The organism is Nonomuraea salmonea, assembly GCF_042428605.1.
GTDB classification, from domain to species: domain Bacteria; phylum Actinomycetota; class Actinomycetes; order Streptosporangiales; family Streptosporangiaceae; genus Nonomuraea; species Nonomuraea salmonea.
Genome location: NZ_JBHMCF010000003.1, coordinates 420347 through 445125, shown reverse-complemented (window position 1 = coordinate 445125; position 24779 = coordinate 420347). Strand labels below are relative to the sequence as shown.

Here is a 24779-nt window from a genome sequence, read left to right as displayed (position 1 = left end):
GTCACGCAGCGGCCGGCTGGTGGTAGACCGCGTGCCAGACCTCGTTGCGGATGCGGCCGAACTCCGGGGACAGGCGCACCTCCTCCGTACGCGGGTACGGCAGGTCGACGTCCACGACCCGGTGGATGCGGCCGGGGCGGGCGGCCATCACCACGACGCGATTCGCCAGGTAGACGGCCTCGTCCACGTCATGCGTGATGAACATGACCGTGCGCCGTTCCCGGCTCCACGTGTCCAGGAGCTGGTCCTGCAGCTGCACGCGGGTGAGCGCGTCCAGTGCGCCGAACGGTTCGTCCATGAGCAGGACCTGCGGGCCGACCGCGTACGCGCGGGCGATCGCGCAGCGCTGTTTCATCCCGCCGGACAGCGTCTTGGGGAGGGCGTCGGCGAAGTCGGTCAATCCGACCAGGTCGATCGCGTGCTGGGCGCGCCGGCGGCGCTCCTCCGGGGGGATCGGCTGGAGCTTCAGCCCGAACTCGACGTTCTTGCGCACGGTCAGCCACGGGAACAGCGCGTACTGCTGGAAGATCACGCCGCGGTCGGGGCCAGGGCCGGTCACCGGGGCGCCGTCCAGCAGGATCTGGCCCGTGCCCGGCTCCAGCAGGCCCGCGGCCATGCTCATCAGCGTGCTCTTGCCGCAGCCTGACGGGCCCACGACGGTGACGAACTCGCGGTCGGCGATGTCGAGGTCCACGCGATCGAGGGCGAGGAAGTCCCCGCTGGCGAGGGCGAACGTCTTCGAGACGTTCCTGAACGAGATCTTGGGGGTCATCGGCGCTCCTGCCATCCGGTGAGCCGGCGCTCGGCCAGCAGGAGGAGCCGGTCCATGACCAGGCCGAGCACTCCGATGCTGATCAGGCCGACGAAGATCGTGGGAAGGTCGTAGTAGAGCTGGGCCTGCTGCATGCGGTAGCCCAGCCCCTCCTGGGCGGCGATCAGCTCGGCCGCCACCAGGGTGCCCCAGGCGGCGCCGAGGCCGATGCGCATGCCGACGATGATGAATGGCGTCGAGGCGGGCACCACCACCTTGACGAAGATCGTCCGGTCGGACGCGCCCAGCACACGGGCGGCGTTGATGAGGGTCTTGTCCACGTCCAGCACGCCCTGGAAGGTGGAGACGACGCTGGACAGGAACGCGGCCAGGAAGATCACGAACACCTTGGGCGTCTCGCCGATGCCCATCAGCAGGATGGCCAGCGGGATGATCGCCAGGGGCGGGATCGTCCTGAAGAACTGGACGTACGGCTCGATCAGGGCGCGGGCGGTCGCGTACCAGCCCATGAGGAAGCCGATCGGGATCGCCAGGACCGTGCCCAGCGCGAACCCGATGAAGACGCGGCGCAGGCTGGCCAGGACGTCGCTGGTGAGGGTGCCGTCGGTGACGAGTTCGGCGCCGCGGCCGATCACCTCGACCGGGCCGGGCAGGCTCTGGACGCCGAGGCGGGACAGCGCGGTCCAGATGCCGAGCCCGGCGATCACGGCCGTCACGTTGAGCACGGCGGTGCGGCTGGGGCGTTGTCTGGGGGATGCGGGGGGCTTGGTCATGGTCGTCGCGGTCATGGGCGCGGGCCGTTCATGGTGGGGCGGGCCTCTCGGCGGCTAGGGGACGGCGGGGCGGAGGTGGGCGGGGATCGAGGGCTCCTCGTGCAGGAGGAGGGCGATCGCGCCCATCGCGGACGCGTTCACCCCGAGGTCGGCGGGCACCACGGCGATCTCGCGGGGCGAGCGCGGCAGCGCCTGCCGGGCGATGGCGTCGCGGATCGGGTCGAGGACGAGGCTGCCCAGCCCGGCCAGCTCGCCTCCGATCACGACCAGCGCGGGGTCGAGCTGGGTGACGGTGCCCGCCAGCACGCGCCCGAGGTCGGCGGCGGCCGAGGCCACGACGTCGCACACGACGGGTACGCGGTCCTGCGCCGCGGCGACCAGCGCGTCCAGGGCGGGCAGGGAGAGGCCGCGCGCGGCGCACGCCTCCAGCAGGCCCCGCCCGCCGGCGCGCCCTTCCAGGCAGCCGCGCGAGCCGCAGTGGCAGGGCGGTCCTTCCGGGTCGAGCGAGACGTGGCCGACCTCGCCGCCGGCGCCGTGCGCGCCGCGCAGCAGCCGTCCGCCGGTGATGAAGCCGCCGCCGATGCCGATCGACCAGCGTACGTACACCATGTCGCGCACCGACCTGCCGACGCCCCAGGTCGCCTCGGCGAGCGCCGCGAGGCGAGCGTTGTTGTCGACCGCGAGCCGTACGCCGAACTCGTCCTCCAGCCTGCGGGCGAGCGGCTCGTAGCGCGCGGGAACGGCCGCCACCTGCGGCGGCGGGTCGTCGACCACGCCGACGAGGCCGAGCCCGATCGCCTCCAGGGCGCCCAGGCTCAGGCCGCGCTCGGCGGCGCCTTCGCGGACCAGGCGGACCGCGGTCTCCGCCTCCTCCTCGGGGCCGGCGTCGCCGGGCAGGTCGGCGGAGGCGGTGGCGACCACCTGGTGCGCCGCGTTGGCCACGGCGAGGCGTACGCGGTTGCGTCCCAGGTCCAGGCCCAGCAGCAGACCCGCGTCGGGGTTGAGCGAGACCAGGGCCGCCGGCCTGCCGCGCCCGCGCGGCTCGGCCGCCGAGCCCTCGGTCTCGATCAGCACGCTCCGCTCCAGGAGGCCGGAGACGATCGCGAACATGGTCGTACGGGACAGGCCGGTGCGCTCGGTGAGCTGAGCGCGGCTCAGTGCGCCCGCGGCGCGCAACGTGGACAGGACGGCGTCCTCGTGCACGCGGCGCAGCCGCTGCAGGGCGTCAGTCGGACTCGACATGGCTACATGATGGTGGGACGAAGATGGTCATCCGGCCGCCGCCTGGTACAGATCGGCCGTCAGATAGGTGGCGGGGTCGGGGGACGAGGGCAGCTTGCCCATGGTGACGAACAGGTCGGCCAGGCCCTTGTACCAGCCGGCCACCGAGCCGTCCGCGACGAGCTGCTTCAGCTCGCTCGTCGGCACCACCTTCGTGACGGCGGAGGCGCCCTTGAACTGCTCGGCGGGCACCTTCAGGAACGTCGCCGTCAGCGTCTCGGCCTCGCCGAGGTGCGCGGCGACCCAGTCGTTGCCCTCCTGCAGCACCTTGAGCACCTTGGTGACCGTCTCGGGGTCCTCCGCGACCAGCTCGTTGCGGGCCACGAACGAGCTGGGGAAGCTCAGCTTGGGGTAGTAGTCCTCGCTCTTGGTCAGCTCGACCGTGTCGGGGACGTTCTTCTTGATGGTGTCGATCAGCGGGTACCAGATGGCCGCCGCGTCGATCTGCTTGCCGCTGAAGGCCGTGACGACCGTGCTCGGGTCCATGTTGACCTTCTGCACGTCCTTGCCGGACAGGCCGGCCTCCTTCAGCGCCAGCTCCAGGATCATGTCGCCGGACGTCCCCTCGGGCACCCCCACCTTCTTGCCCTTGAGGTCGGTGATGGAGGAGATGCCGGTGCCGGGATGGGTGATCACGCGGTCGGCCTGGCCCAGCATGTTGGGCGCGATGATCTTGGCCTTGCCGCTCGCGGGCAGCCATGTGGCGCCTGAGCCGATGTAACCGAAGTCGATGTCGCCCGCGCCCAGCGCCTGAATCTGCACCGGGCCGTTGGTGAACACCTTCAGCTCGGGCTCCAGCCCGTGCTTGGCCCACAGGTCCTGCTGGTCGGCGGCGGCGAGCACGGCCGCGCCGGCGAAGTCGGCGATGTAGCCGAAGCGCACCTTCGTCGCCCCGGCGCCGTCGCCGTCGGAGGTGCCGCACCCGGCGGCGAGCGGGAGGACGGCCAGCGCCACGAGGGCGGTGGCCAGGATGCGAGGACGCCTCATCGGCGGATCCTTTCTCGTTCTGAAGGGGGTGACGGGTGGCCTTCAGGTCACGTCGTCCGCGACGCCGTCCACGTCGGGAGCGCGTCCTTCGCCGATGTCGGCCATGTAGCTCATCCAGGTGTACGCGGGGTCGCCGCGGCGCAGCAGCTCGCGGTAGAGCCGTACGGTCAGGTCCCTGCGCACCTCCGCGTAGGCGGGCACGGCGTAGAGGTTGCGCAGCTCGTGCGGGTCGCCGTCCAGGTCGTACAGCTCGTGGACGCCTTCCGGGTTGAACACCAGCTTGTGGCGGCGGTCCCTGATCATGCGCTGGGAGTAGGGGAAGTGGTGGCCGTGGAACTCGGTGACCACCTCGTCGCGGCCCTCGTCGCGGCCCTCGTCGCGGCCCTCGGAGGGGGCGCCGGAGAGCAGCGGCAGCAGGCTCGTGCCGTCGCACGGCTCCTGGGGCGGCAGGCCCGCCAGCTCCAGGATCGTGGGGTTGAGGTCGATGAGGGTGGCGAAGGCGTCCACGGTACGCGGTGGTGCGCCCGGCACCCGGACGATGCCGGGGATGCGGTAGATGTCCTCGTACATCGCCGGGCCCTTGTCGTTGAGCCGGTGGGCGCCGGTGAACTCGCCGTGGTCGGCCGTGAAGATCACCGCCGTGTCGTCCCACAGGTCAAGCTCGCGCAGCGCGGACAGCAGCCGCCCGATCTGTACGTCGATCATGGTCACGTAGCCCCAGTAGGCGGCGATCAGCCGGCGCCAGGCGTCCGCGTCGAAGTGGTCGGCCGACCAGTACTCCGAGTAGCGGCGCTGCACCTCCGGTTTGCCGTCGAAGGTCTCGGCCATGGACTCCGGCAGCGGGACCTGCTCCGGGGCGTACAAGCCGTAGTACTCATCGGGGATCAGGTACGGCAGGTGGGGGCCGTACCAGTGGCAGGACAGCATGAACGGGCGGCCGTCGTCGTGGAAGTCGCGGGCGTACCGGTCCAGCAGCTCCAGTGTCCGGTCGGCGAGGAAGGTCTCGATCGTGGCCTCCGGCGGCTGCCTGAGGCGGCCGGCGATGAGGTGGCCGCGGCCGGTGCCGTTGGGGGCCTTGCCGAAGACGGGGCGCTCCACCGCGAACGGCGGATGGCCCTGCTCCTTGAGCCACTGCTGGTAGGAGGGGTGGTGGAAGGGGTTCAGGGCGCCGGGGAGGTGCTCGCCGTCGATGCCGTAGTGCTCGGGGCCACGTTCCCTGCCGATGTGCCATTTGCCGACATGTCCCATGTTGTAGCCCGCCGCCTGAAGTGGCGCGGACAGCACGGGGTGGTGCTCGGCGACCTCGTCGCGGCCGCCGCCGTTGCGCTCGGGGTTGACGAGCAGGCCGTGCCTGAACGGGTGGAGGCCGGTGAACAGCGAGGCCCGCGCCGGCGTGCAGATGGCCGTCGGTGTGTAGAACCGGTCGAAGCGCGCGCCCTCCGCCGCCAGGCCGTCCAGCGCTGGGGTGCGTATCACCGGGTTGCCGTAGCAGCCGAGGGTGTCCACCCGATGCTGGTCGGTCATCAGGAACAGGACGTTGCGTGGACTGGTCACTCATACTCCGATCGCCATTAAGTCCAGAGCCTTTACGTTAAATGGCTCTTCGCTGCCTCGGCAAGGGGTGTGGGCGGGGTTTTTAGTCCCATCTATTGACCTAAATCGGCCGCCTCGATCAAACTGAGCGCCTGACGCCCCTAGAAAAGGAGTTCGATGCGCCGCCCCCTCACGGCCTTCGTGGCTGCCGCGCTCACCACCGTGTTCCTGGCCCCGGCCCCCGCCGCCGGCGCCGCCGACCCGCCCGTCAACCTCGCCCTGACCGGCACGGCCACCGCCTCCAGCGTCGAACTGGACCGCGCCGACTTCGTGGCCGCTCACGTGAACGACGGCGACACCGCCACCCGCTGGTCCTCCATGTACGAGGACGACAACTGGGTGCAGGTCCAGCTCGCCCGGCCGTCCAAGGTCGACCACGTGACCCTCCGCTGGCCGAACGCCTGCGCCCGCGACTTCGTCCTGCAGACCTCGGTCGACGGCGCCGCCTGGACCGACGTCGCCTCACTGCAACGCGACACGTGCCCGCGTACCGACGTCATCGCCCTGAGCTCCGACGAGCCCGTCGGGTACGTGCGCATGCAGGGCCGCGAGCGCTGGGCCGCGTACGGCTACTCCATCGCGGAGTTCGAGATCTGGGACGGGCCGCCCGCCGCGCCCGAGCCGACGCTGGGGCTGATCCCGCGGCCGGTGTCCGTCACGGAGACCGGCGCGGCGCCGTTCACCCTGCACAAGAACACCCGCATCCTGGCCGAGGGCGACGGCGCGCAGGCGCCGGCCGGCCGGCTCGCCGGGCTCCTGCGCCGCTCCACCGGCCTGCCGCTGAAGACCGCCGCCCACGGCCGCGGCCCCGCGCCCATCGTCATCGAGGTCGGTCCTGGCAAGGGTCCTCAGGGCCACGAGGAGGAGGGCTACACGCTGTCGGTGACGGCCGCCGTGATCCGCCTCAAGGCCGCCACCTCGAACGGAGCGCTGAACGGTGTCCAGACGCTCCGCCAGCTCTTCCCCCAGTGGGTCGAGTCGGACGGCGTCGTCGATGCCGCGTGGACGGTACCGGCCGTGCAGATCACCGACTACCCCCGCTTCGCGCATCGCGGCATGATGCTCGACGTCGCCCGCAGCTTCTACCCGGTGGACGAGGTCAAGCGGTACATCGACGCCGCCGCCCAGTTCAAGATCAACCGGCTGCACCTCCACCTGACCGATGACCAGGGCTGGCGCATCGTCATCGACGACCCCGCCACGAACCCGTCCGGCATCGACTACGGCCTGCTCACCCGGGTCGGCGGCGGCACCGCGATGACCGAGCGGGGCACCGAGCCCGGCGTCACCGGTTACTACACCAAGGCCGACTACGCGGAGATCGTCCGCTATGCCGGGGAGAACGGCATGACCGTGATCCCCGAGATCGACATGCCCGGCCACGTCAACTCGGCGCTGCACTCCGTACCGCAGCTCAACACGCCGGGCGCGCAGCCCAAGCCCGCACCGGGCGGGACCACCGTCCCGCACAACGGCACCGGCGCCGTCGGCTACTCCTCCTTCGACGCGGACAGCGCGGTCACCTACGAGTTCGTCGAGCACGTGCTGGCCGAACTCGCCGCCATGACGCCGGGGCCGTACCTGCACATCGGCGGCGACGAGGCGCACGTCACCGGCCACGACGACTACGTGCGCATGGTGGACGCCTTCACCGCTCACGTGAACGCTCTCGGTAAGACCGTCGTCGGCTGGAACGAGTACGCGGGCACCGCCCTGCCCCAGGACAACGCCGTGGTGCAGTTCTGGAACGGCTCAACCGCCGCCGTGGCCGCCGCCGTGAACGGTCGCGGCGCCAAGGTCGTGCTGTCGCCGGCGCCGCACGCGTACGTGCCGCAGAAGCAGGACCCGCGCCAGCCCGAGGGCGGCACCTGGGCGTGCGGCGGGGTCTGCGGCCTCGACCGCCACTACAACTGGGATCCGGGACGCTTCGTCCCCGGCATCCAGGAGAGCAGCGTGCTGGGGGTGGAGTCGGCGCTGTGGGGTGAGTTCATCCGCCGCGTCAGCCAGGCCGAGTACTACTCCTACCCCCGGCTCATCGCCACCGCCGAGGTCGGCTGGACGCCGCAGGACCAGCGCGACTACGACGACTTCAAGAACCGGCTGTCGAAGGTGGGCGGCCGGCTGACCGTCCAGGGCACCAACTTCTTCCCCACCGCCGACGTGCCCTGGCGCCTGGAGGCCCTGGGCGTCGCCCACCCCGCCGGCGCCACCTGGACCGTCACCGCCCCCGGCCAGTCCACAACCGGCCTCTCCACGGTCATCACGTGGAACGACGGCACCGAGGAGCACCCGACCCCGACCACGGACCAGGAGGGCAGCATCCCGGACATGCGCCTCAACGGCGTTTTCACGGTGACGTCCACGAGATCGTTCAGCGAACCGGGAACGTACGCCGGCACCCTGACGGTCCGCGCCCCTGACCGCTCCGAAGCGACCAGCACCTTGACGGTCACCGTGCGCGACTGATTCTCGCGACGCCAGCCGGCGAACACCGGACTGGCGGCGGCCACCGGCCCTTCGTTCGGCAAGCCGCTCGCAATGCTGGCCACGAAAAAGGCGATAAATGGGCTTATCGGCTTGAATTCAGCGGGCAGCAAGGCGCTCGGATCACAGTTCTCTCGTCAACCCCATTGGGCTCAGAAGTCCGACCACGAGAGGACGTGATGTGACCAAGCACCACCTCGGCGCGGCTCCCCACCCGCAGCCCACACACCAGCAGCCGTTCAGCGAGCCCGGCCGGCAGTCTGCCGGGCCCGCGCTCAAGAAGGGCGAGTTCTTCGAGACCAGCGGGTGCCAGGACTGGAAGCGGGTGGCCTGAGATGACCTTGTTCCATGTCGTACTGGCGATCGTGCTCATGCTGGTCACCGCCACGATCACCTATCTGATCGCCCGTAGCCGCGTGGCGGACGAGCGCCTCGCGTTGAGGCTCGCCGAGGAGCGGCGCACCCAGGCGGCCGAGCAGTCGGCCGCGCTGCGCGCCGAACGGGACAAGCTCCAGAGACAACTGGCCGACTTCAACCAGGCGTACACCGCCGCGCTGACCGAGCGCAGGACGCTGGACGAGCGACTCGGCCGGCTCGCCGCCGAGCTGGACGCGACTCGGAACAACCTCCAGCGCAAGGCGGCCGATGCGGAGCGTCTGCGAGCGGAACTCCAGGCGGAGCAGGCGCGAGGAGCGGAAGCGGGCACTCGGCTCCGCGGCGGCGAACTCGCGATCACCGAGCTGCGGGCGAAGGAAGCGGTTCTGCGCTCGGAGGTCCACGACCTGAAGACGCAGCTCGCCGAGTTGGCCATGCAGAAGCAGGCGCTGCTGGAGCAGGCTGCGACGGTGCAGGCGGTCCGCGCGGAGCTCGACCAGACTCGCCTGGACAACAACCGGCTCCTGGAGGAGACGCTGCGCGCGGCGACCAAGGAGATGCTGAAGCAGTCTCAGGCCGAGCTGGTCACCAAGGCCGAGGCGACCCTCAGCGCGGCCAGCAGGCCGGTCCATGAACAGCTGGCCGAGATGGACCGGCAACTCAAGGAGTTCTCCACGAGCCGGGTCGCCGCCGAAGCCTCGCTCAACCGGCAACTGCTCACCCTGACCGAGGAAGGACAGCGGACCAGGAAGGAAACCCGGGCGCTCGTGGAGGCGCTCAAGAAGCCGCAGGTCCGCGGGTCCTGGGGCGAGATGCATCTCAAGAGGGCCGTGGAACAGGCGGGTCTGGTCGAGCGGTGCGACTTCGACACCCAGGTCCACTTCGCCGACAGCGAGGGCGCACTCCGGCCTGACATGCTGATCCACCTGTCAGGGGGCAAGCACGTCGTCGTGGACTCCAAGGTGCCGATGGCCGCGTTCATGTCGGCGATCGAGGCCGTGGACGACGCTGAGGCGGACAAGCACTGGGCCGATCACGCCCGGCAGTTGCGGCAGCACGTGGATGCGCTCGGAGGCAAGGAGTATTTCCGGAAGGTCCTTTCGCCGGAGTTCGTCGTGCTCTTCGTGCCCAGCGACGCCTTCCTCCAGCCGGCGCTGGAGAAGGAGCCGACGCTGCTCGAGTACGCGAGCGCCAAGAACGTCCTGATCGCGACGCCGACCTCACTCATCGCCCTGCTCCGCACCGTGGCGTTCGCGTGGACGCAGGCGGCGCTCCAGGACAATCTCAAGCAGGTCTACGAGCTGGGCCGCGAATTGTACGAGCGGCTCTCGACCATGGGTGATCACCTCAACGGCTTGGGCAAATCCCTGGACCGGTCGGTCAAGGCGTACAACGACACGGTCGGATCCATGGAAAGGAGGGTCATGGTGACCGCGCGGAAATTCCACACACTCAAGGTCGTGGAAGGCCGGCTGGTCGAGCTCAAGGCAGTCGAACAGAGCACGCGCCCGCTCGGCACCCCCGAGCTCGGGGAATCGGCCGGTGCGGTGGCGGGCGTCCGGGCCATCCCGCCGGCGCCGGACGCAGCGGACGGGCTCGTAAGTTGAGCGTCCCGCCGTGGCGCCGCTCGCGAAACTGTGCCACGTTCCTGTGAGCCGGCGCCGGGACATGGCGGGTGTCTTATATGCGAATTGACAATGCACGACAAATGGCGCGGTCCGCCCTGTAAAGTTCGCGTGGATCGATACCAACCGACGAGCAGACCACGCGGAGGCTTGAGGGTATGGCGAAGTGCAACGGTTGCGGTGGTGAGGTGTCGGAGGGCAGGCTATGCGCCTTGTGCGCCGCGAAGATGGTCGCCTATCACGACGGAGATTACGACGACGAAAATGACCCCGCGGTAAAGCTCTACCGCGAAACCGCTGCCAAAATGAACTCGAATTCATCCTCCAGCGGGTGCGCCCTCGTCGTGCTCGCCCTCACCTCCGCCTCCGCCGCCCTCGCGGCCGCAGGGATCGGCATCGAGCACTTCATCGGCTGATCGGCCAGGATCCCCATGCGTTTTGGTGTTTCGAACAAGGTGCCGAGGTGGGATGGATGCATGATGACTAGACGTAGATGATACGTTACTCTCTGGCATGTGACCCCCGTGCAAGCCACGACCTACACTCGCGTCATGAGCGATGACGCGTTCGAGGTGCCGCTGGACGAGGCCGATGGCCATCTGCCCGACGTCATCAACGCTGCGGCACAGCGACACACCATCGCGTACCTGACCGATCAAGGTCGCCGTGTCGCCGCCATCGTCCCTGCGGACGAGGCCTGGTACTGGACTCCCGGATGGCAGGTGGCTGAGGCCGAGGCCGATGCGGACATCCGGGAGGGCCGGACTCGTTCCTTCGACACCATGGACGATCTCTTCGCCGAGACGGACGCGCTTCGGGTCAGGAGGCGGTGAAGCCGGTTTTTGCGGTGTGGCAGAAGTCGCGGAAGCGCCGTAGCCAGGCGGTCGAGGCGGAGTAGTTCAGACTGAGATCGTCGCGGTGGAACTCGTTCGTGTCGGGCTCCGTGGTGGTGGAGCCGTCCAGCATGACGCGGGCTTCGTCAGGGAGGCTTGCCAGGTACGTGTCCAGGAACGTGGCGATCTGGTGGGCCTGGTAGGCGGTCAGGTCCATGGCGCTGTTGTATCCCAGGAGTCCGGCCGTTTCCTCGTCGAGCACACCGGCGCTTTCCAGCAGTTCCAGGGTCGGGCGCCAGTTCCACGCGTTGACTCTCAGCGAGGTGCCGTCGGGGGTTTCGAGGGTCCAGGACACCGGCTCAGCCTACGGAAAACCCGGCGACGTGTCGTCGATCTCGTGGTGATAATGGCTCGCGTGAACGGGATCGAGGTCATCGTCGCTCATCGGGAGCGGGCGACCTTGCGCGTCGGGGACGTGTTCCTGAAGATCGATGCCGATCAGGAGCGGGCCGAGGCCGAGGTCGCGGCGATGGCTTGGGCGCCCGTTCCCACTCCGGAGATTCTCTGGCGAAAGCCGCCGGTGCTCGCGCTCGCCGCGCTTCCTGGAAAGGCGCTCGGCCGGCTCAGCGAGCCGTCCACGGCGTCGTCGGCGGCTTGGGTCGCGGCGGGGGCCGCCGTGCGGAAGCTGCACGGGGCGCCGCTGCCGCCGTGGGGTGGGCGGAGCCTCGACGACGTCGTGCGGGAGCTCGACGCCGAGTGCGCGTGGCTGGTCGCGAACGGGGTGGTCGGTGCCGACGTGGTCGCGCGGAACCGCCGCGTGGCCGAGGCCGCGTTGCGGCCGTGGACGCCCGTGTTCGTCCACGGTGATCTGCAGCTCTCCCACGTGTTCGTCGAGGGTGACGAGGTCACGGGCGTGATCGACTGGTCCGAGGCGGGGCAGGGCGATGCGATGTTCGACCTCGCCATCCTGACGCTCAACCATGAGGACCGGCTCGCCGACGTGATCGCCGGTTATGGGGTGGACGTCGATGTCGACGCGATCCGCGGGTGGTGGTCGGTGCGCAGCCTGCAGGCGGTGCACTGGCTGATCGAGCACGGCTTCGACCCCGCCCCAGAGCTCGCGGTGCTGCATTCCCGCAAATGAGGGCAAACCCGTGCGTCTGCGGCGAGCACTCTCCCGCAGGTGAGGGCGGGCCCGTGCCTCTGCGGCGCGGACGGTCCCGCAGGTGAGCCCTCAGGTGGGGCGGTAGGCGCGGAGGAAGGCGCGGACGCCTTCCTCGATCAGGGGGCGGACGCGGGTGTCCTCCGCCGCGTTCGCCGAGCCCAGCCGGCTCAGCGCGACTCCGAAGGTCAGCGCGATGAAGTGGTCGGCGGCGAGCCGGGCGTCGGGAACGGACAGGAGGCCGGCGCGACCCAGAGCCGCGAGGCGTTCGCCCAGCGCATCGTCGGGGGCGTAGGAGATGGGCTGGTCGGCGCGGTCGGGCAGGTGGCCGGACTCGGTCACGACGAGGCGTTGCAGGGTGGCGTACTCGGCCGAGTCGAGCATGTCGGTCGCTATCCGCATCGCGAACGCCACCAACGCGTCCTCCAGCTCGTCCGGCCGGGTGAGGCCGGTGAGGGTGGCGTCGAGAGTGTGCTGGACGGCGGTCACCAGTGACTGGCCGATGGCCTCGACGACGGCCCGCAACAGGGTCTGCTTGTCGCCGAAGTAGTCGTAGACCGTGCGCGTGGACACGCCGGCCTTGGCGGCGATGGCCCCGATGCTGGAACGGTCGAAGCCGTCGGTGAGGAACAGCTCCCTGGCCGCCGCGAGGATGGCGGCCCGCTTGTGCGGGGAGCCCTCACGCAGGGTCTTCGTGGTCTGCATGGTGCCGATCGTAGCCGAACTACACTGGCCGTTGTAGCAATGACTACACTGCACGTTGTAGTGTAGTGCCGCACATCCACGGGGGAAGGACGTTCATGACGCAGACCTTGGCACCGCCCATCCGCATCGGAAGACCCGCGATGGCCGCGCTCGGCACGCTGGCCGTCGCCACCAGCGTGCTGGAGTCGGTGATGGCGCCGGCGCTCCCGCTCCTCCAGCGCGAGCTGGACGTCAGCCCCGCCGTCGCGGCCCTGCTGCCCATCACCACGCTCATCGCCGGCGCGCTCGTCACCCCGGTCGCCGGCAAGCTGGGCGACCGCTACGGCGCGAAGCTGGTGCTGATGCGGCTGATGGCGGTGGTCGCCGCGGGCGGGCTGGTCTCCGCGCTGGCGCCCAACCTGCCGGTGTTGCTGGTGGGGCAGGTGTTGCAGGGCGCCATGATGGGCGTGCTGCCGCTGTCGTTCATCCTGGTCCGCAAATACCTGCCGCCGGGGGACGCGCAGGTGGCGATCGGGCTGGTCACGGGGCTGTTCATCGGCGGCGGCATGGTCGGGACGCTCATCGCAGGGCCGCTGGCGGAGGGGTTGTCCCGGCATGCGATGTTCGGGCTGCCGACGCTGGTGATCGTCGCGGCCACGGTGACCGTGGCCAGGGTGATGCCGCGTGACCCGGCCGGACGGCCCGGCGCGGGCGTCGACTGGCCCGGCCTCGCCCTGCTGAGCGGCACCATGCTCTCCCTGATGGCCGGTCTGGCGATCCTGCCCGAGATCGGCGCCCGGCCGGTCGTCATCGTCGCGGTGGTCATCGTCACGATCGGGTTCGGGACGGCGTTCGTGCTGGTCGAGCGCAGGGCGGCGGCGCCGATGGTGGACCTCGCGATGCTGACCGCGCCCGGCATGTGGACCTCCTGCGTGATGACGCTGGTCGTCTGCGTGGGGTCGGCGTCCGCGACGTACCTCGTCCCGCAGCTCTTCGGGGTGTCGGGCGACGGTTACGGCTTCGGCATCAGCGCCACCGCGACCGGCCTGCTCCTGCTGCCCAGCCTCATCACCTCGGCGGCGAGCGGCCCGATCGCCGGGTTCGCGGTGCGGCGGTACGGCTCGCGTCCCGTGGCCGTCGCCGGGATCGCCGTCATGGCGGCCACGCTGCTCGTCCTCGCCGCCGCGCACGCCGAGCTCTGGCAGCTCGTCGTCGGCAAGGCGGTGATCGCGCTGGCCGCGGGCCTCTGCGTCACGGCCATGCTCACCGGTACGACCGGCGCCGTCGCCCAGGCGGACACCGGCATCGCCACCGGCCTCGTCCTGGTGGCCAGAGTCGTCGGATCGGCGCTCGGCATCCAGGCGAGCGCCGTGCTGCTCACCGCGGGCACCGACCCGGTCTCCGGCGTGCCGGGGGAGTCGGGCTTCGTGCTCGGGTTCGTCCTGGCCGGCGTCGTGACCGCCACGTCCCTCCTCGTTCACACGTTCAGGCGAAAGGAAGTCCAGGCATGACATCGAAGCGTGAAGTACTGATCTCCGGCGGCGGCATCGCGGGCCCGGCGCTCGCGTACTGGCTCGGCCGCTACGGCTTCGCCGTCACCCTCGTCGAGAAGGCCGGCGGGCTGCGCGGCGGCGGCTACCCGATCGACGTGCGCGGCACCGCGCTTGAGGTGGTGCGCCGCATGGGGATCCTGCCGCGGCTGCGCGCGGCGCACGTGGACATGCACAAGTTCACGTTCCTCGACGTCGCGGGCGACGAGGTGGCGGTGGTCGATCCGCGGCTCATCGACGGCAGCGTGGCGGGCCAGGACCTGGAGGTACGCCGCGGCGACCTCGCCGAGGCGCTGCACGCGGCCGTCGGCGACGACGTGGAGTTCGTGTTCGGCGACTCCATCGCGACCATGACCGAGACCGGGCAGGGCGTGGACGTCACGTTCGCGAGCGGCAGGCGGCGGACGTACGAGGTGGTGATCGGCGCGGACGGGCTGCACTCGCGCACCAGGGAGTCCGTGTTCGGCCCCGAGGATCGCTTCCACCACTACCTCGGCCACTGCTTCGCCGGCTTCACCATGCCGAACATCCTCGGGCTCGCCCACGAGGGGGTGCTGTGGAGCACGCCGGGCCGGGCCGCCGTGCTCTACGCGGCGGGCGACGGCGACGAGGTGCACGGGTTCCTCAACTTCGCGCGTGAGGACCCGCCGTTCGGCGCCTTCCGCGACCCTGCCGCGCAGCGCGACCTGGTGGCCGCGACCTTCGCGGACGCGGGCTGGCGGGTGCCCGACCTGGTGGCGGCCATGCGGGAGGCGGACGACCTGTTCTTCGACACGGTCAGCCAGATCCGCATGCCGGCCTGGTCGAGCGGGCGGGTGGCGCTGGTGGGCGACGCGGCGTACGCGCCGTCGTTCCTGACCGGGCAGGGCACCAGCCTCGCGCTGGTCGGGGCGTACATGCTGGCCCGTTCGCTGGCCGTGCACCCGGGGCACGAGGAGGCGTTCGCCGCGTACGAGCGGGACACCCGCGAGTTCGTCACCCTCAACCAGGCGCACGTGGACGGCGGCGGCAGCGTGATGTTCCCCGCGACGCAGGAGGCGATGGACCGGCGCGACGCGATGCTGCGCGACCTCACCGCCGACCCCGTCCCGATGGAGCGGCCGGCCCACTCGGCGCTTACCCTGCCCGGCGTCGCGGGGGAACCGGCGGACGGCGGCGGGCGTTGGTCCTTCCATACGGTGCCCGCAGGCGAAAGGTCATGAGGACGTGCGCAGTTCGGTGTTCGGCAATCTCGGCTCCCAGCAGCTGCCGCCGGGGTTCGCCCTGGAGAACGGCAAGATGCTGCGCGTCCAGCTCCCCGACGACGTGCTGGCCAAGCAGGGGTCGATGGTCGCCTTCCAGGGGGAGATGGACTTCGACTACGAGGGCGGCGGGCTCGGGAAGCTGTTCAAGAAGGCAGTCACGGGCGAGGGCGCCGCGCTGATGCGCGTACGCGGCCAGGGCCTGCTCTACCTCGCCGACAACGCCGACGACATCCACCTGTTCTACCTGGAGAACGAGGGCATCACGGTCAACGGCCGTAATCTGCTGGCCTTCCAGCCGCAGCTGTCCTGGGACATCAAGCGGGTCCAGGGCGCGGGCATGGCGGCCGGCGGGCTGTTCAACACGACGATCACCGGCACGGGGTGGGTGGCGGTGACCACCCACGGCACGCCGGTGCTGCTCGACGCGGCGCGCATGCCGACGTTCGCGGACGGGCAGTCGGCGGTGTGCTGGAGCACCTCCCTGCAGGTCGGGGTCAACCGGACGATGAAGGTGGGCGCGCTGATCGGCCGGGGGAGCGGTGAGGCGATGCAGCTCGCGTTCAGGGGTCAGGGGTTCGTGCTGGTGCAGGCCAGCGAGGGCGCCCCGGTGATCAAGGCGCAGTCCTAGATCGCGCAGGTGGGCGTCGGGGCGGTGCCGGCCCCGGTGGACGAGCCGAGGAAGCCGAACGTGGTGGACGCCCCCGGCGCCAGCGAGCCGTTCCATGCCGCGTTCCGCACGGTCACGGACGAGCCGTTCGCGCTCAGTGTGCCGCCCCAGAGCTGGGTGACGCGCTGACCGTCGGCGTACGTCCAGCTCACCGTCCAGCCGCTCATCGGCGCGGCGCCGGTGTTGGTGACGGTCACCTCGCCCTGGAAGCCGCCCTGCCACTGCCCGGTCGTCTTGTACGCGGCCGCGCAGTCACCGGCCGGCACGGTGGGTGTCACGGTGGGTGTGACGGTGGGCGTGACGGTGGGGGTCGGGGTGCCCGCGAGCGCCTCGACCAGGGCCGGGTACCACTTGTCGGACATCTTCTGGTCACCGGCCGCGTTCGGGTGCACGCCGTCGTAGGTGTCGGTGGCGGTGTTGAAGCCCGTCCACTGGTCGACCACGGTGATCGGCGACTGGCCGGTGGAGGTCGCGGCGGCCCAGGCGGGGATGGCGTCGTTGAGGGCCACGGTGCGCCGGCCGCAGTCGGGGCAGGTGGCCGGGTTCATCGGGATGATCTCAGCGACCAGGATCCGCATGTTCGGGTTGCTCGCCCGCATCTGGTTCACCAGCGTGGTGAACGCGCCGAGGATCGTCGCGGGCGCGATGTTGCTCCACACGTCGTTGGTGCCCAGGTGCATGAGCACGACGTCGGGCCGGGTGGCCGCGAGCCAGCCGGGCAGCATGTTCTGGTTCGCGATGTTGGTGGCGAGATAGCCGCCGTGGCCTTCGTTGTCGCCGTCGTGCGCCACCCCGCAGCCCTGCGGCGGCAGCGTGCCGACGAAGTCGATGTTCGTGTGGCCGGTGCTCTGCAGCCGGTTCCACAGCATCGCCCGCCAGCAGCCGGGGGAGCCGGTGATCGAGTCGCCGAGCGGCATGATGCGTACGGCCGCCGCCTCGGCCGGCGTCGTCGCGAACAGCACGGCCGCGATCACGGTCACCATCCCCGCCAGCACGGCGCCGATTGCGCGCATCGTCCGATCTCCCGTCGTCAGCCTGCGCAGATCGTAAGGAGCGGCAGGCGGAACGGGGAAGCTGAAGGTCAGGACCGCGGGCATGAGCTGCGGGGACGCATGTAACTTTCAGGCGGCGGCGCGTACCACCGCCAGCGGGCAGGGCGCATGGTGCAGCATGGCCTGGCTGATGGATCCGATGAGCATGCCGGCGAGCTGTCCGCGCCCGCGCGAGCCCACCACCAGCAGCTCGGCCCCGGCCGCCGCCTCCTTCAGCACGTCCACAGGATGTCCGTGCACGATCTCGGCGACGGCCTCGACGCGGGGATGCCGGGCGCGGTACGGCGACAGCGCCTCGTGCAGCGCCCGCAGGTGGCCCTGCTCGCTCTCGGGGTCGGCCGGCCCGAAGCCGCCCGGCTGGGGCCAGGCCCACGCCTGGACCACCCGCAGCCGCGCCCCGCGCAGCTCGGCCTCGGCGAAGGCGAACTCCAGGGCCTGCTCGGCGCACTCGGACAGGTCGGTGCCCGCCACCACCTCGCCGGGCGTGGCGGGGCGGTCGCGGACGAGGACGACGTTCGTCTCGGCGTGCGCGACGACCCCGTACGCGACCGAGCCGACCAGCAGCCCGCGCACGCCGCCGATGCCGCTGCTGCCGACGACCAGCAGCTCGGCGTCGGCGGCGGCCTTGAGCAGGGCCGCGCGGGGATCGCCGGGGAGCAGGACGGTCTCCACACGCACCTGGGGCCGCTCGCGCAGCGCGCGGTCCTTGGCGGAGGTGAGCACGGTGCGCGCTTCCTCGCGCATCCACCGCGCCACCTCGGCGTAACGGACGGGCTGGTCCTCCTCGCACACCCACTTGGGCACGACGTGCGCGACGGTCAGCGGAACCTGGCGCAGCACGGCCTCGGTGGCGGCCCAGCCGGCCGCCTCCAGGCCGGCACGGGAGCCGTCCACACCTACGATGATCAACTCGGCTCCTCAGGACGCGGTGTAGCACTCCACCTCGGCGCGGCGGAACGACAGTCCCACGGCCTCGGAGTCGCGGACGCACGCGCGCTCCGCCTTGCTGAGCTTGAGCGTGCCGCAGACGGTCACGCCGGAGTAGGTACGGCAGTCGAGCGACGGATCGGTACGGCCGACGCGATAGAGCTCTCTGACGTTCTTGCGGCACTTGGCCTTACCGGTATCGGAGTAGCGGCACTGGGCCAGCAGGGTGTCGAACTGCTCCTGGCTGACCTCGTGCTGTTGCATGCCGTCCCCGGCGGCGGCGGTGGCGCCGGATGCGGCCATCACGACGAGTAGTCCTGCGACAGCGGCGATTCTCATCATGTTTCCCCTGATGGGGTCCGTACCGCTGAGAAGCCCCGCCAAACCTTTTCGCCCTGGTTTGGGATCCAGCCCCGCGTGGGTACGATCACCGCCGTCCAACGCGGGAGCCCGGTGGAGACCGGGCTGAGAGGACGGCTGCCAGCCGCCGACCGCCAGAACCTGCTCCGGGTAATGCCGGCGAAGGGAGTTTGCGCGATGACTGACGCGCGCTTTTCCAAGATCTACAGCGGCGAGCTGCGGGTGCCGATGCGGCAGGTGAACCTGTCGAACGGCACGGCGGTGACGCTGTACGACACCTCGGGCCCGTACACCGACCCCTCCTACGAGCCCGACCTGCGGCGGGGCCTGCCGCGCCGCCGGGCCGAGTGGATCGAGGAGCGGCGGGCCGCCGGGCACCCGGTCACCCAGGTCGGCTGCGCGCGGCGCGGGCTGGTGACCAAGGAGATGGAGTTCGTCGCGGTCCGCGAGGGCGTCTCGCCGGAGTTCGTACGGGACGAGGTCGCGGCCGGCCGGGCCATCATCCCCGCGAACGTCAACCACCCCGAGACCGAGCCCATGATCATCGGCCGCAACTTCCTCGTGAAGATCAACGCCAACATCGGCAACTCCGCGGTCACCTCCTCCATCGAGGAGGAGGTCGAGAAGATGACCTGGGCCACCCGCTGGGGCGCCGACACGATCATGGACCTGTCCACCGGCGACGACATCCACGAGACCCGCGAGTGGATCCTGCGCAACTCCCCGGTCCCGGTCGGCACCGTGCCGATCTACCAGGCGCTGGAGAAGGTCAAGGGCCGGCCGGATGAGCTGTCGTGGGAGGTCTTCCGCGACACCCTGATCGAGCAGTGCGAGCAGGGCGTGGACTACGTGACCGTGCACGCGGGCGTGCGGCTCGCGCACGTGCCGCTCACCGTGCGCCGCAAGACCGGCATCGTCTCGCGCGGCGGCTCGATCATGGCCGCCTGGTGCCTCGCGCACCACCGCGAGAGCTTCCTGTACGAGAACTTCGCCGAGATGTGCGAGATCCTGGCCCGCTACGACGTGTCGTTCTCGCTCGGCGACGGCCTGCGGCCCGGTTCGATCGCCGACGCCAACGACGAGGCCCAGTTCGCCGAGCTGCGCACGCTGGGCGAGCTGACCGTGATCGCGCGCGAGCACGACGTGCAGGTCATGATCGAGGGCCCTGGACACGTGCCCATGCACAAGATCAAGGAGAACGTCGACCTGCAGCGCGAGCTGTGCGACGACGCCCCCTTCTACACCCTCGGCCCGCTCGTCACCGACGTCGCGCCCGGCTACGACCACATCACCTCGGGCATCGGGGCCGCCATGATCGGCTGGTTCGGCACCGCCATGCTCTGCTACGTCACCCCCAAGGAGCACCTCGGCCTGCCGGACAAGGACGACGTGAAGACCGGCGTGATCACGTACAAGATCGCCGCGCACGCCGCCGACCTGGCCAAGGGGCACCCGAAGGCGCAGGAGTGGGACGACGCGCTGTCCGACGCGCGCTTCGAGTTCCGCTGGGAGGACCAGTTCGACCTCTCGCTCGACCCCGACACGGCCCGCGCCTTCCACGACGAGACGCTGCCCGCCGCGCCCGCCAAGACCGCGCACTTCTGCTCGATGTGCGGCCCCAAGTTCTGCTCGATGCGGATCAGCCACGACATCAGGCGGGCCGGTTTCGAGGAGAAGGCCGCCGAGTTCCGTCGCCTCGGCGGCACGATCTACGTGGAGTGACGCCACCAAGTGCCCAGGCCGCGGCTAGCCGGGGAGCGTCTCGCCGCCGATCGGGGCCAGCACCTCGCCCGTGTAGTACGAGGACAGCCGGTCGGAGGCGAAGAACACGTACGAGGGGGCGATCTCGTCCGGATGGGCGGGTCGCCCCATCGGCACCTGCTGGCCGAACTTCTCCACCTTCTCCTCCGGCATCGTGGCCGGGATGAGCGGCGTCCACACCGGGCCAGGCGCCACCGCGTTGACCCGGATGCCCCGCTCGACCAGGTTCTGGGCCATGGAGTAGGTGAAGGCGTTGATCGCGCCCTTCGTGGCGGCGTAGTCGATGAGCGACTTGTTGCCGCGCAGGCCGTTGATCGACGAGGTGTTGATGATGGCCGCGCCCTCGCGCAGGTGCGGGAGCGCGGCCTTCATGACGCGGAAGTAGCTGTGGATGTTGACGGCGAACGTGTGCTCCCACTGCTCGTCGTCCAGCTCCTCGAGGCCGCTCACCGGCTGCTGGTAGGCCACGTTGTTGACCAGCACGTCCAGGCCGCCCAGCTCGGAGACGGCCTGCTCGACGACCGACGCGCAGTGCGCCCGGTCGGCCAGGTCGCCGGGCAGAGTCACGCAGCGCCGCCCGGTCTCCTCGACCAGCTTGCGGGTGTGCGCGGCGTCCTCGTGCTCGCTCAGGTACGCGATCGCGACGTCCGCGCCCTCCTTGGCGAACGCCACGGCGACCGCCCGGCCGATGCCCGAGTCGCCGCCCGTGATCAGGGCCTTCTTGCCGGCGAGCAGGTCGCGGCCGACGTAGTCGCGCATCTCGTCGCGCGGCTCAGGGGCCATCTCGCCGGTGCTGCCCGGGTACGGCTGGTTCTGCGGTGGTGGTGTGTGCGACATGCCTTGCGGGCTGCCCGTGGTCAGGTGGGGCTAACGCCCGTCATCGGACGAACCCCTCCGACCTGAGCCAGTCGCGGGCCACCAGCGCGGGCATGCCGCCGTCCACGTCCACCTGCGCGTTCAGGTCCCGCATGACGTCGTCGGTCAGCTTCGCGCTGATCGGCGCGAAGATCTTCGCGATCTCCGGGTGCGCGTCGGCGAGCTGCCTGCGCATCGTCACCGCCGCGTTGTACTGCGGGAAGAAGTGCCGGTCGTCCTCCAGCAGCACCAGGTCCAGCGCCTTGACCCGGCCGTCGGTGGTGGTCATCATGCCGAGCGTGCACTGGCCGCTGGCCACCGAGTTGTAGAGCACGCCGACCGACACCCTGCGCACGTTCGCCCTCGGCACCTCCTCGCCGTACGTCAGGCCGTAGCCCTTGAGCATGCCGAGGAAGCCGTCGTCGCGGCCGAACGTCTCGTGGTCCACGCAGAACGTGCGCTGCGCCACCGGCACCTCGGGGATGTCGGAGATCTTCGACAGGCCCCACTTCTCGGCCGACGCCCGCGTGACGCCGATGGCGTAGCTGTTGTTCAGCGGGGCGGGCGGCAGCCACACGATGCCGTTCTCGCGCAGGTCGAGGTCGCGTACGGCCTCGTACTGCGCCTCCGCGCCCTGGACGGGCTTCTGCTGCCCCAGGTAGGTGATCCAGCCGGTGCCGGTGTACTCCCACATCAGGTCGGTGCCGCCGCGGATGAGCGAGGCGCGGGCGTTCACGCTGCCCTGGACGTTCGTCCTGTCCTCCACGTCCGCGCCCGCCGCGGTGAGGGCGAGCACGGCGATCTTGCCGAGCACGAGCTGCTCGGTGAACTCCTTGGACGTCACCCGTACGCGCTGCCCTTCGAGCCCGGGCACCGGGCGGATGCCGCCCGGCTCCACCGGCGGCACGAACGACGACGCCGGCCGCAGCCCGCAGGCCACGACGCAGACCATGACCGCAACGGCCGCCAGGAACGCCCTCATGAGAGCCCCTTCGGCGACAGCAGCCGCTGCGCCAGGCCCGCCGCCCAGTCGATGAGCAGCGCCAGCACCGCGATCAGCACGCAGCCGGTGACCAGGATCAGGCTGCGCTGCGTGCTCACCCCCGCGGTGATCAGGTCGCCCAGGCCGCCCGAGCCGATGAACGCCGCGATGCCCGCCGTGCCCACGTTCAGCACCAGCGTCGTACGGATGCCCGACAGGATCACCGGCACCGCCATCGGCAGCTCGACCTTGAACAGCACCCCTGACGCCGACATGCCGATGCCGCGCCCCGCGTCCACCAGGCGCGGGTCCACCTGCTCCAGGCCCACCATCGTGTTGCGCAGCGTCGGCAGCAGGCTGTAGGCGAACAGCGCCGCCACCGCCGTCCAGAACCCGATCTGGAACACCACCGCGAGCAGCACCACCAGGCCCACCGCCGGGGTGGCCTGGCCCAGGTTCACCAGCGACAGCACCACCGGCGTGGCCCTGCGCAGCCCGCGCCTGGTCAGCAGCACGCCCAGCGGCAGCGCCACCAGCAGCACCAGCACGGTCGAGAAGAACACCAGCTGGATGTGCTCCCACGTGCGGCGCATCAGGAACGTCAGGTTGAGCGAGCCGCGCTCGATGCTGTCCAGCGGCGCGACCTGCGTATAAATGATCATCGCGGCGGCTATGGCGAGGTAGCACAGCGGAGGCAGGATCGCGTGCCACGACCGCCCGATGCGCGGCTCAGGAGTGGTCGCCTCCCTGTCGGCGGCGCTTCCGACCGTCATCGGGCACCGCTCCTGCGGTGGCGGCGCTCGCGTTCGCGCGCCTTGATCGTCTGGATCGCGCTCTGCACCGTGCTCAGCGACAGCGCCCCCGCGTACGAGCGCCGTCTGCCCTCCACCGGCACCACGTCGGTGTCGGCGTTGAGCAGCGCCTCCAGGGCGTCCTGCAAGGTCATGCGGTGGTGGATGGTGCCGGTGACCGGGTCGCCCGCCGTACCGACCGGGCCGGTGCGGCCTTCGAGGTCGGCCTGGCTCACCCAGCGCAGCGGGCGGCGCATCCCGTCGGTGATCAGCGCGTAGCCGCGGCCGTCGAGCTCGATCTCGCGCAGCAGCTCCGCGCAGTCGCGGTCCTCCGAGAAGTACGGCACCTGGTCCAGCTCGATGTCGCCCACCTTCGTCAGCCGCAGCAGGCGCATCGACGAGCCGGCGCCCAGGAACTGCTCGACGTAGTCGCTGGCCGGATTCGTGAGGATCTCGGCGGGGCGGGCGTACTGCACGATGTGGCCGGGCCGCTGCATGATCGCGATGTGGTCGCCGATCTTGAGCGCCTCGTCCACGTCGTGCGTGACGAAGACGATGGTCTTGGCCAGGTCGTCCTGGAGGCGGAGCAGCTCGTCCTGGAGGCGTTCGCGGGTGATGGGGTCGAGCGCGCCGAACGGCTCGTCCATCAGCAGCACCGGCGGGTCGGCGGCCAGCGCCCTGGCCACGCCCACGCGCTGCTGCTGGCCGCCCGACAGGCGGCGCGGATAGCTGTCGCGGAACGTCTCGGGCTCCAGCCCCACCAGCGTGAGCAGCTCGTCCACGCGCTCGGCGATGCGCGCGCGGTCCCAGCCGAGCATCTTCGGCACCTGGGCGATGTTCGCCGCCACCGTCATGTGGGGGAACAGGCCGGCCTGCTGGATCACGTACCCGATGTGGCGGCGCAGCCGGTCGGGGTCGATCTCGCGGGAGTTCTGGCCGTTGATGATGATGTCGCCCGAGGTGGGCTCGATCAGCCGGTTGATCATGCGCATCGTGGTCGTCTTGCCGCAGCCCGACGGGCCCAGCAGGACCACGATCTCGCCCGCCTGGATGTCGAGGTCCAGCTCCTGGACGGCGGGCTCGCCGCCGCCGGGGAACGACTTGGTCACCTTGCGCAGCTCGATCGGCACTCCGCCGGTCGTCGCGGGCCGCCGCAGGTCAGCCACGGGCACCTCCGGTCGCGGGCCGCCGGCTCGGCGTGGTCAGCCGGCCGATGAGCACGAAGACGCCGTCGAAGATCAGCGCCAGGATCGCCACGCCGATCGTGCCCGTCAGCGTGGCGTTGACCGCGTTCGCGCCGCCGAGCCTGGCCAGGCCGGAGAAGATCTGCTCGCCGAGCCCCGGGCCCGACACGAACGCGGCGACCGCGCCGATGCCCATCGCGAGCTGCGTGGCCACCCGGATGCCGGTCAGGATCACCGGCCAGGCCAGCGGCAGCTCCACCCTGGCCAGCGACCTGCGGCGGCTCATCCCGATGCCGCGGGCGGCGTCGACCAGCAGGGGGTCCACGCCCTGCAGGCCGACGACGGTGTTACGGACGATGGGCAGCAGCGCGTACAGGACGATCGCCGTCACGGCGGGGGCCACGCCCAGGCCGAGCGGCGGGATCAGCAGGCCCAACATGGCCAGCGACGGCACCGTGAACAGCACCCCCGCCGCCGCTATCGCGAAGGCCGACGGTCTGGCGCGGCGGTAGGTGGCCACGCCGATGAGCACGCCGAGCACGGCCGCCACCAGGACACACTGGGCGACCATGCTGGCGTGCTGCAACGTCTCGAAGACGATGAGATCCCATCGGTCTTCGACGTACTCCCACAAGCTCATCCCCTACCCCGTAACCGGGAAGTCCTGCCTCAAACGCCCCATCTGTCACTTTGTTCCCAACAATGGGGCGGGGAGGGTTGCGTCTTGACCCGGCGCTTTCCCGCTTTAGATGAGAGGTTTCTCATCTGGGCCTCAGCGTGGTCTCCTCGAAGGGCGGCAGGGTCGGGGGCATGAGACATCGGGGCACGGTGATCCTC

Annotated in this window: 25 protein-coding genes and 1 riboswitch; of the genes, 10 read left to right on the top strand and 15 right to left on the bottom strand. The window is 70.5% G+C overall.

Annotation, left to right across the window (positions count from 1 at the left end; translation table 11 throughout):
- Position 1: 1 nt before the first annotated feature.
- The 5 genes from ACFFR3_RS03300 to ACFFR3_RS03280 are packed head-to-tail and all read right to left on the bottom strand — an operon-like array spanning position 2 to position 5367.
- Positions 2-772 carry an ABC transporter ATP-binding protein gene (locus ACFFR3_RS03300; protein ID WP_379482559.1) on the bottom strand — a complete coding sequence of 257 codons (771 nt, stop codon included), beginning with the start codon at positions 770-772 and terminating at the stop codon, positions 2-4.
- Positions 769-1545, bottom strand: a complete 777-nt coding sequence (locus ACFFR3_RS03295) for an ABC transporter permease (protein ID WP_364365674.1) — start codon at positions 1543-1545, stop codon at positions 769-771. Before ACFFR3_RS03295 ends, ACFFR3_RS03300 begins: the two co-directional genes overlap by 4 nt.
- A 54-nt stretch (positions 1546-1599) precedes the next feature.
- Entirely contained in the window at positions 1600-2787 is a 1188-nt protein-coding gene (locus tag ACFFR3_RS03290) for an ROK family protein (protein WP_345397091.1), read from the bottom strand.
- Between the two features lie 27 nt (positions 2788-2814).
- Positions 2815-3813, bottom strand: a complete 999-nt coding sequence (locus tag ACFFR3_RS03285; RefSeq protein ID WP_364365678.1) for an aliphatic sulfonate ABC transporter substrate-binding protein — start codon at positions 3811-3813, stop codon at positions 2815-2817.
- Positions 3814-3855: 42 nt separating this feature from the next.
- Positions 3856-5367, bottom strand: a complete 1512-nt coding sequence (locus ACFFR3_RS03280; protein WP_379482558.1) for a sulfatase family protein — start codon at positions 5365-5367, stop codon at positions 3856-3858.
- A gap of 156 nt (positions 5368-5523) precedes the next feature.
- Here ACFFR3_RS03280 and ACFFR3_RS03275 point away from each other — a divergent pair, with 156 nt between their 5' ends.
- The 5 genes from ACFFR3_RS03275 (at position 5524) to ACFFR3_RS03255 (ending at position 10723) form a co-directional block, all read left to right on the top strand.
- The gene (locus ACFFR3_RS03275) at positions 5524-7872 is read left to right on the top strand and encodes a family 20 glycosylhydrolase (protein ID WP_379482557.1); all 2349 of its coding nucleotides are present in this window, start codon (positions 5524-5526) and stop codon (positions 7870-7872) included.
- Between the two features lie 199 nt (positions 7873-8071).
- Positions 8072-8224, top strand: coding sequence for a hypothetical protein (locus ACFFR3_RS03270; RefSeq protein WP_345397103.1), 153 nt, complete (start codon positions 8072-8074; stop codon positions 8222-8224).
- A 1-nt stretch (position 8225) separates the two neighbouring features.
- Positions 8226-9872 (top strand): DNA recombination protein RmuC, encoded by a 1647-nt coding sequence (locus ACFFR3_RS03265; RefSeq protein ID WP_345397106.1) that lies wholly within the window; start codon positions 8226-8228, stop codon positions 9870-9872.
- A 176-nt stretch (positions 9873-10048) separates the two neighbouring features.
- The gene (locus ACFFR3_RS03260) at positions 10049-10306 is read left to right on the top strand and encodes a hypothetical protein (protein WP_345397109.1); all 258 of its coding nucleotides are present in this window, start codon (positions 10049-10051) and stop codon (positions 10304-10306) included.
- A gap of 135 nt (positions 10307-10441) precedes the next feature.
- Positions 10442-10723 carry a hypothetical protein gene (locus tag ACFFR3_RS03255; RefSeq protein ID WP_345397112.1) on the top strand — a complete coding sequence of 94 codons (282 nt, stop codon included), beginning with the start codon at positions 10442-10444 and terminating at the stop codon, positions 10721-10723.
- Here ACFFR3_RS03255 and ACFFR3_RS03250 read toward each other — a convergent pair.
- Positions 10710-11078, bottom strand: a complete 369-nt coding sequence (locus tag ACFFR3_RS03250) for a hypothetical protein (protein WP_379482556.1) — start codon at positions 11076-11078, stop codon at positions 10710-10712. The genes ACFFR3_RS03255 and ACFFR3_RS03250 overlap by 14 nt on opposite strands.
- Before the next feature lie 60 nt (positions 11079-11138).
- Here ACFFR3_RS03250 and ACFFR3_RS03245 point away from each other — a divergent pair, with 60 nt between their 5' ends.
- Positions 11139-11867: a phosphotransferase family protein gene (locus tag ACFFR3_RS03245; protein ID WP_345397115.1), complete on the top strand. Its 729-nt coding sequence runs from the start codon at positions 11139-11141 to the stop codon at positions 11865-11867.
- Positions 11868-11957: 90 nt separating this feature from the next.
- Here ACFFR3_RS03245 and ACFFR3_RS03240 read toward each other — a convergent pair whose 3' ends face one another.
- Positions 11958-12590 carry a TetR/AcrR family transcriptional regulator gene (locus tag ACFFR3_RS03240; protein WP_364365693.1) on the bottom strand — a complete coding sequence of 211 codons (633 nt, stop codon included), beginning with the start codon at positions 12588-12590 and terminating at the stop codon, positions 11958-11960.
- A 95-nt stretch (positions 12591-12685) separates the two neighbouring features.
- On the opposite strand from ACFFR3_RS03240, the gene ACFFR3_RS03235 reads away from it, so the two are divergent.
- From ACFFR3_RS03235 to ACFFR3_RS03225, 3 genes are read left to right on the top strand one after another with little or no spacing between them, the layout of a single operon-like run.
- Positions 12686-14080, top strand: coding sequence for an MFS transporter (locus ACFFR3_RS03235; protein WP_345397121.1), 1395 nt, complete (start codon positions 12686-12688; stop codon positions 14078-14080).
- On the top strand, positions 14077-15321 hold the full coding sequence (locus ACFFR3_RS03230; protein WP_379482555.1) for an FAD-dependent monooxygenase: 1245 nt from the start codon (positions 14077-14079) through the stop codon (positions 15319-15321). Before ACFFR3_RS03235 ends, ACFFR3_RS03230 begins: the two co-directional genes overlap by 4 nt.
- A 4-nt stretch (positions 15322-15325) precedes the next feature.
- Positions 15326-15991: an AIM24 family protein gene (locus tag ACFFR3_RS03225; protein ID WP_345409575.1), complete on the top strand. Its 666-nt coding sequence runs from the start codon at positions 15326-15328 to the stop codon at positions 15989-15991.
- Here ACFFR3_RS03225 and ACFFR3_RS03220 read toward each other — a convergent pair.
- The 3 genes from ACFFR3_RS03220 to ACFFR3_RS03210 form a co-directional block, all read right to left on the bottom strand.
- Positions 15988-17043 carry a cellulose binding domain-containing protein gene (locus ACFFR3_RS03220; protein WP_345397124.1) on the bottom strand — a complete coding sequence of 352 codons (1056 nt, stop codon included), beginning with the start codon at positions 17041-17043 and terminating at the stop codon, positions 15988-15990. The two genes, ACFFR3_RS03225 and ACFFR3_RS03220, sit on opposite strands and share 4 nt — an antisense overlap.
- A 108-nt stretch (positions 17044-17151) precedes the next feature.
- Positions 17152-17991: a universal stress protein gene (locus ACFFR3_RS03215; RefSeq protein WP_345397126.1), complete on the bottom strand. Its 840-nt coding sequence runs from the start codon at positions 17989-17991 to the stop codon at positions 17152-17154.
- Between the two features lie 9 nt (positions 17992-18000).
- On the bottom strand, positions 18001-18351 hold the full coding sequence (locus ACFFR3_RS03210) for a hypothetical protein (RefSeq protein WP_345397128.1): 351 nt from the start codon (positions 18349-18351) through the stop codon (positions 18001-18003).
- Positions 18352-18441: 90 nt separating this feature from the next.
- Positions 18442-18554: riboswitch (TPP riboswitch) on the top strand.
- Between ACFFR3_RS03210 and thiC the strand changes: the two genes are divergently transcribed.
- Positions 18547-20091: a phosphomethylpyrimidine synthase ThiC gene (gene thiC / locus ACFFR3_RS03205; RefSeq protein ID WP_379482554.1), complete on the top strand. Its 1545-nt coding sequence runs from the start codon at positions 18547-18549 to the stop codon at positions 20089-20091. Its footprint overlaps the riboswitch before it by 8 nt.
- Positions 20092-20115: 24 nt before the next feature.
- Here thiC and ACFFR3_RS03200 read toward each other — a convergent pair whose 3' ends face one another.
- Genes ACFFR3_RS03200 through ACFFR3_RS03180 form a run of 5 tightly spaced genes read right to left on the bottom strand, consistent with a single transcriptional unit; the run spans position 20116 to position 24582 of the window.
- A complete protein-coding gene (locus ACFFR3_RS03200) occupies positions 20116-20967 on the bottom strand; it encodes an SDR family oxidoreductase (protein WP_345397131.1) in 852 nt (283 codons plus the stop codon).
- A gap of 40 nt (positions 20968-21007) precedes the next feature.
- A complete protein-coding gene (locus ACFFR3_RS03195) occupies positions 21008-21967 on the bottom strand; it encodes a glycine betaine ABC transporter substrate-binding protein (protein WP_345397134.1) in 960 nt (319 codons plus the stop codon).
- Positions 21964-22740: an ABC transporter permease gene (locus ACFFR3_RS03190; RefSeq protein WP_345397137.1), complete on the bottom strand. Its 777-nt coding sequence runs from the start codon at positions 22738-22740 to the stop codon at positions 21964-21966. Before ACFFR3_RS03190 ends, ACFFR3_RS03195 begins: the two co-directional genes overlap by 4 nt.
- Positions 22737-23924, bottom strand: a complete 1188-nt coding sequence (locus ACFFR3_RS03185; protein ID WP_345397140.1) for an ABC transporter ATP-binding protein — start codon at positions 23922-23924, stop codon at positions 22737-22739. The genes ACFFR3_RS03190 and ACFFR3_RS03185 overlap by 4 nt, the downstream gene beginning before the upstream one ends.
- Entirely contained in the window at positions 23917-24582 is a 666-nt protein-coding gene (locus tag ACFFR3_RS03180; RefSeq protein WP_364365714.1) for an ABC transporter permease, read from the bottom strand. Before ACFFR3_RS03180 ends, ACFFR3_RS03185 begins: the two co-directional genes overlap by 8 nt.
- Between the last annotated feature and the right edge of the window lie 197 nt (positions 24583-24779).

Coding starts and splice junctions, on each gene's coding strand:
- ACFFR3_RS03300 (WP_379482559.1), bottom strand. CDS start 772: ATGACCCCCAAGATCTCGTTCAGGAACGTCTCGAAGACGTTCGCCCTC.
- ACFFR3_RS03295 (WP_364365674.1), bottom strand. CDS start 1,545: ATGACCAAGCCCCCCGCATCCCCCAGACAACGCCCCAGCCGCACCGCC.
- ACFFR3_RS03290 (WP_345397091.1), bottom strand. CDS start 2,787: ATGTCGAGTCCGACTGACGCCCTGCAGCGGCTGCGCCGCGTGCACGAG.
- ACFFR3_RS03285 (WP_364365678.1), bottom strand. CDS start 3,813: ATGAGGCGTCCTCGCATCCTGGCCACCGCCCTCGTGGCGCTGGCCGTC.
- ACFFR3_RS03275 (WP_379482557.1), top strand. CDS start 5,524: ATGCGCCGCCCCCTCACGGCCTTCGTGGCTGCCGCGCTCACCACCGTG.
- ACFFR3_RS03265 (WP_345397106.1), top strand. CDS start 8,226: ATGACCTTGTTCCATGTCGTACTGGCGATCGTGCTCATGCTGGTCACC.
- ACFFR3_RS03260 (WP_345397109.1), top strand. CDS start 10,049: ATGGCGAAGTGCAACGGTTGCGGTGGTGAGGTGTCGGAGGGCAGGCTA.
- ACFFR3_RS03255 (WP_345397112.1), top strand. CDS start 10,442: ATGAGCGATGACGCGTTCGAGGTGCCGCTGGACGAGGCCGATGGCCAT.
- ACFFR3_RS03240 (WP_364365693.1), bottom strand. CDS start 12,590: ATGCAGACCACGAAGACCCTGCGTGAGGGCTCCCCGCACAAGCGGGCC.
- ACFFR3_RS03235 (WP_345397121.1), top strand. CDS start 12,686: ATGACGCAGACCTTGGCACCGCCCATCCGCATCGGAAGACCCGCGATG.
- ACFFR3_RS03230 (WP_379482555.1), top strand. CDS start 14,077: ATGACATCGAAGCGTGAAGTACTGATCTCCGGCGGCGGCATCGCGGGC.
- ACFFR3_RS03220 (WP_345397124.1), bottom strand. CDS start 17,043: ATGCGCGCAATCGGCGCCGTGCTGGCGGGGATGGTGACCGTGATCGCG.
- ACFFR3_RS03210 (WP_345397128.1), bottom strand. CDS start 18,351: ATGATGAGAATCGCCGCTGTCGCAGGACTACTCGTCGTGATGGCCGCA.
- thiC (WP_379482554.1), top strand. CDS start 18,547: ATGACTGACGCGCGCTTTTCCAAGATCTACAGCGGCGAGCTGCGGGTG.
- ACFFR3_RS03200 (WP_345397131.1), bottom strand. CDS start 20,967: ATGTCGCACACACCACCACCGCAGAACCAGCCGTACCCGGGCAGCACC.
- ACFFR3_RS03195 (WP_345397134.1), bottom strand. CDS start 21,967: ATGAGGGCGTTCCTGGCGGCCGTTGCGGTCATGGTCTGCGTCGTGGCC.
- ACFFR3_RS03190 (WP_345397137.1), bottom strand. CDS start 22,740: ATGACGGTCGGAAGCGCCGCCGACAGGGAGGCGACCACTCCTGAGCCG.
- ACFFR3_RS03180 (WP_364365714.1), bottom strand. CDS start 24,582: ATGAGCTTGTGGGAGTACGTCGAAGACCGATGGGATCTCATCGTCTTC.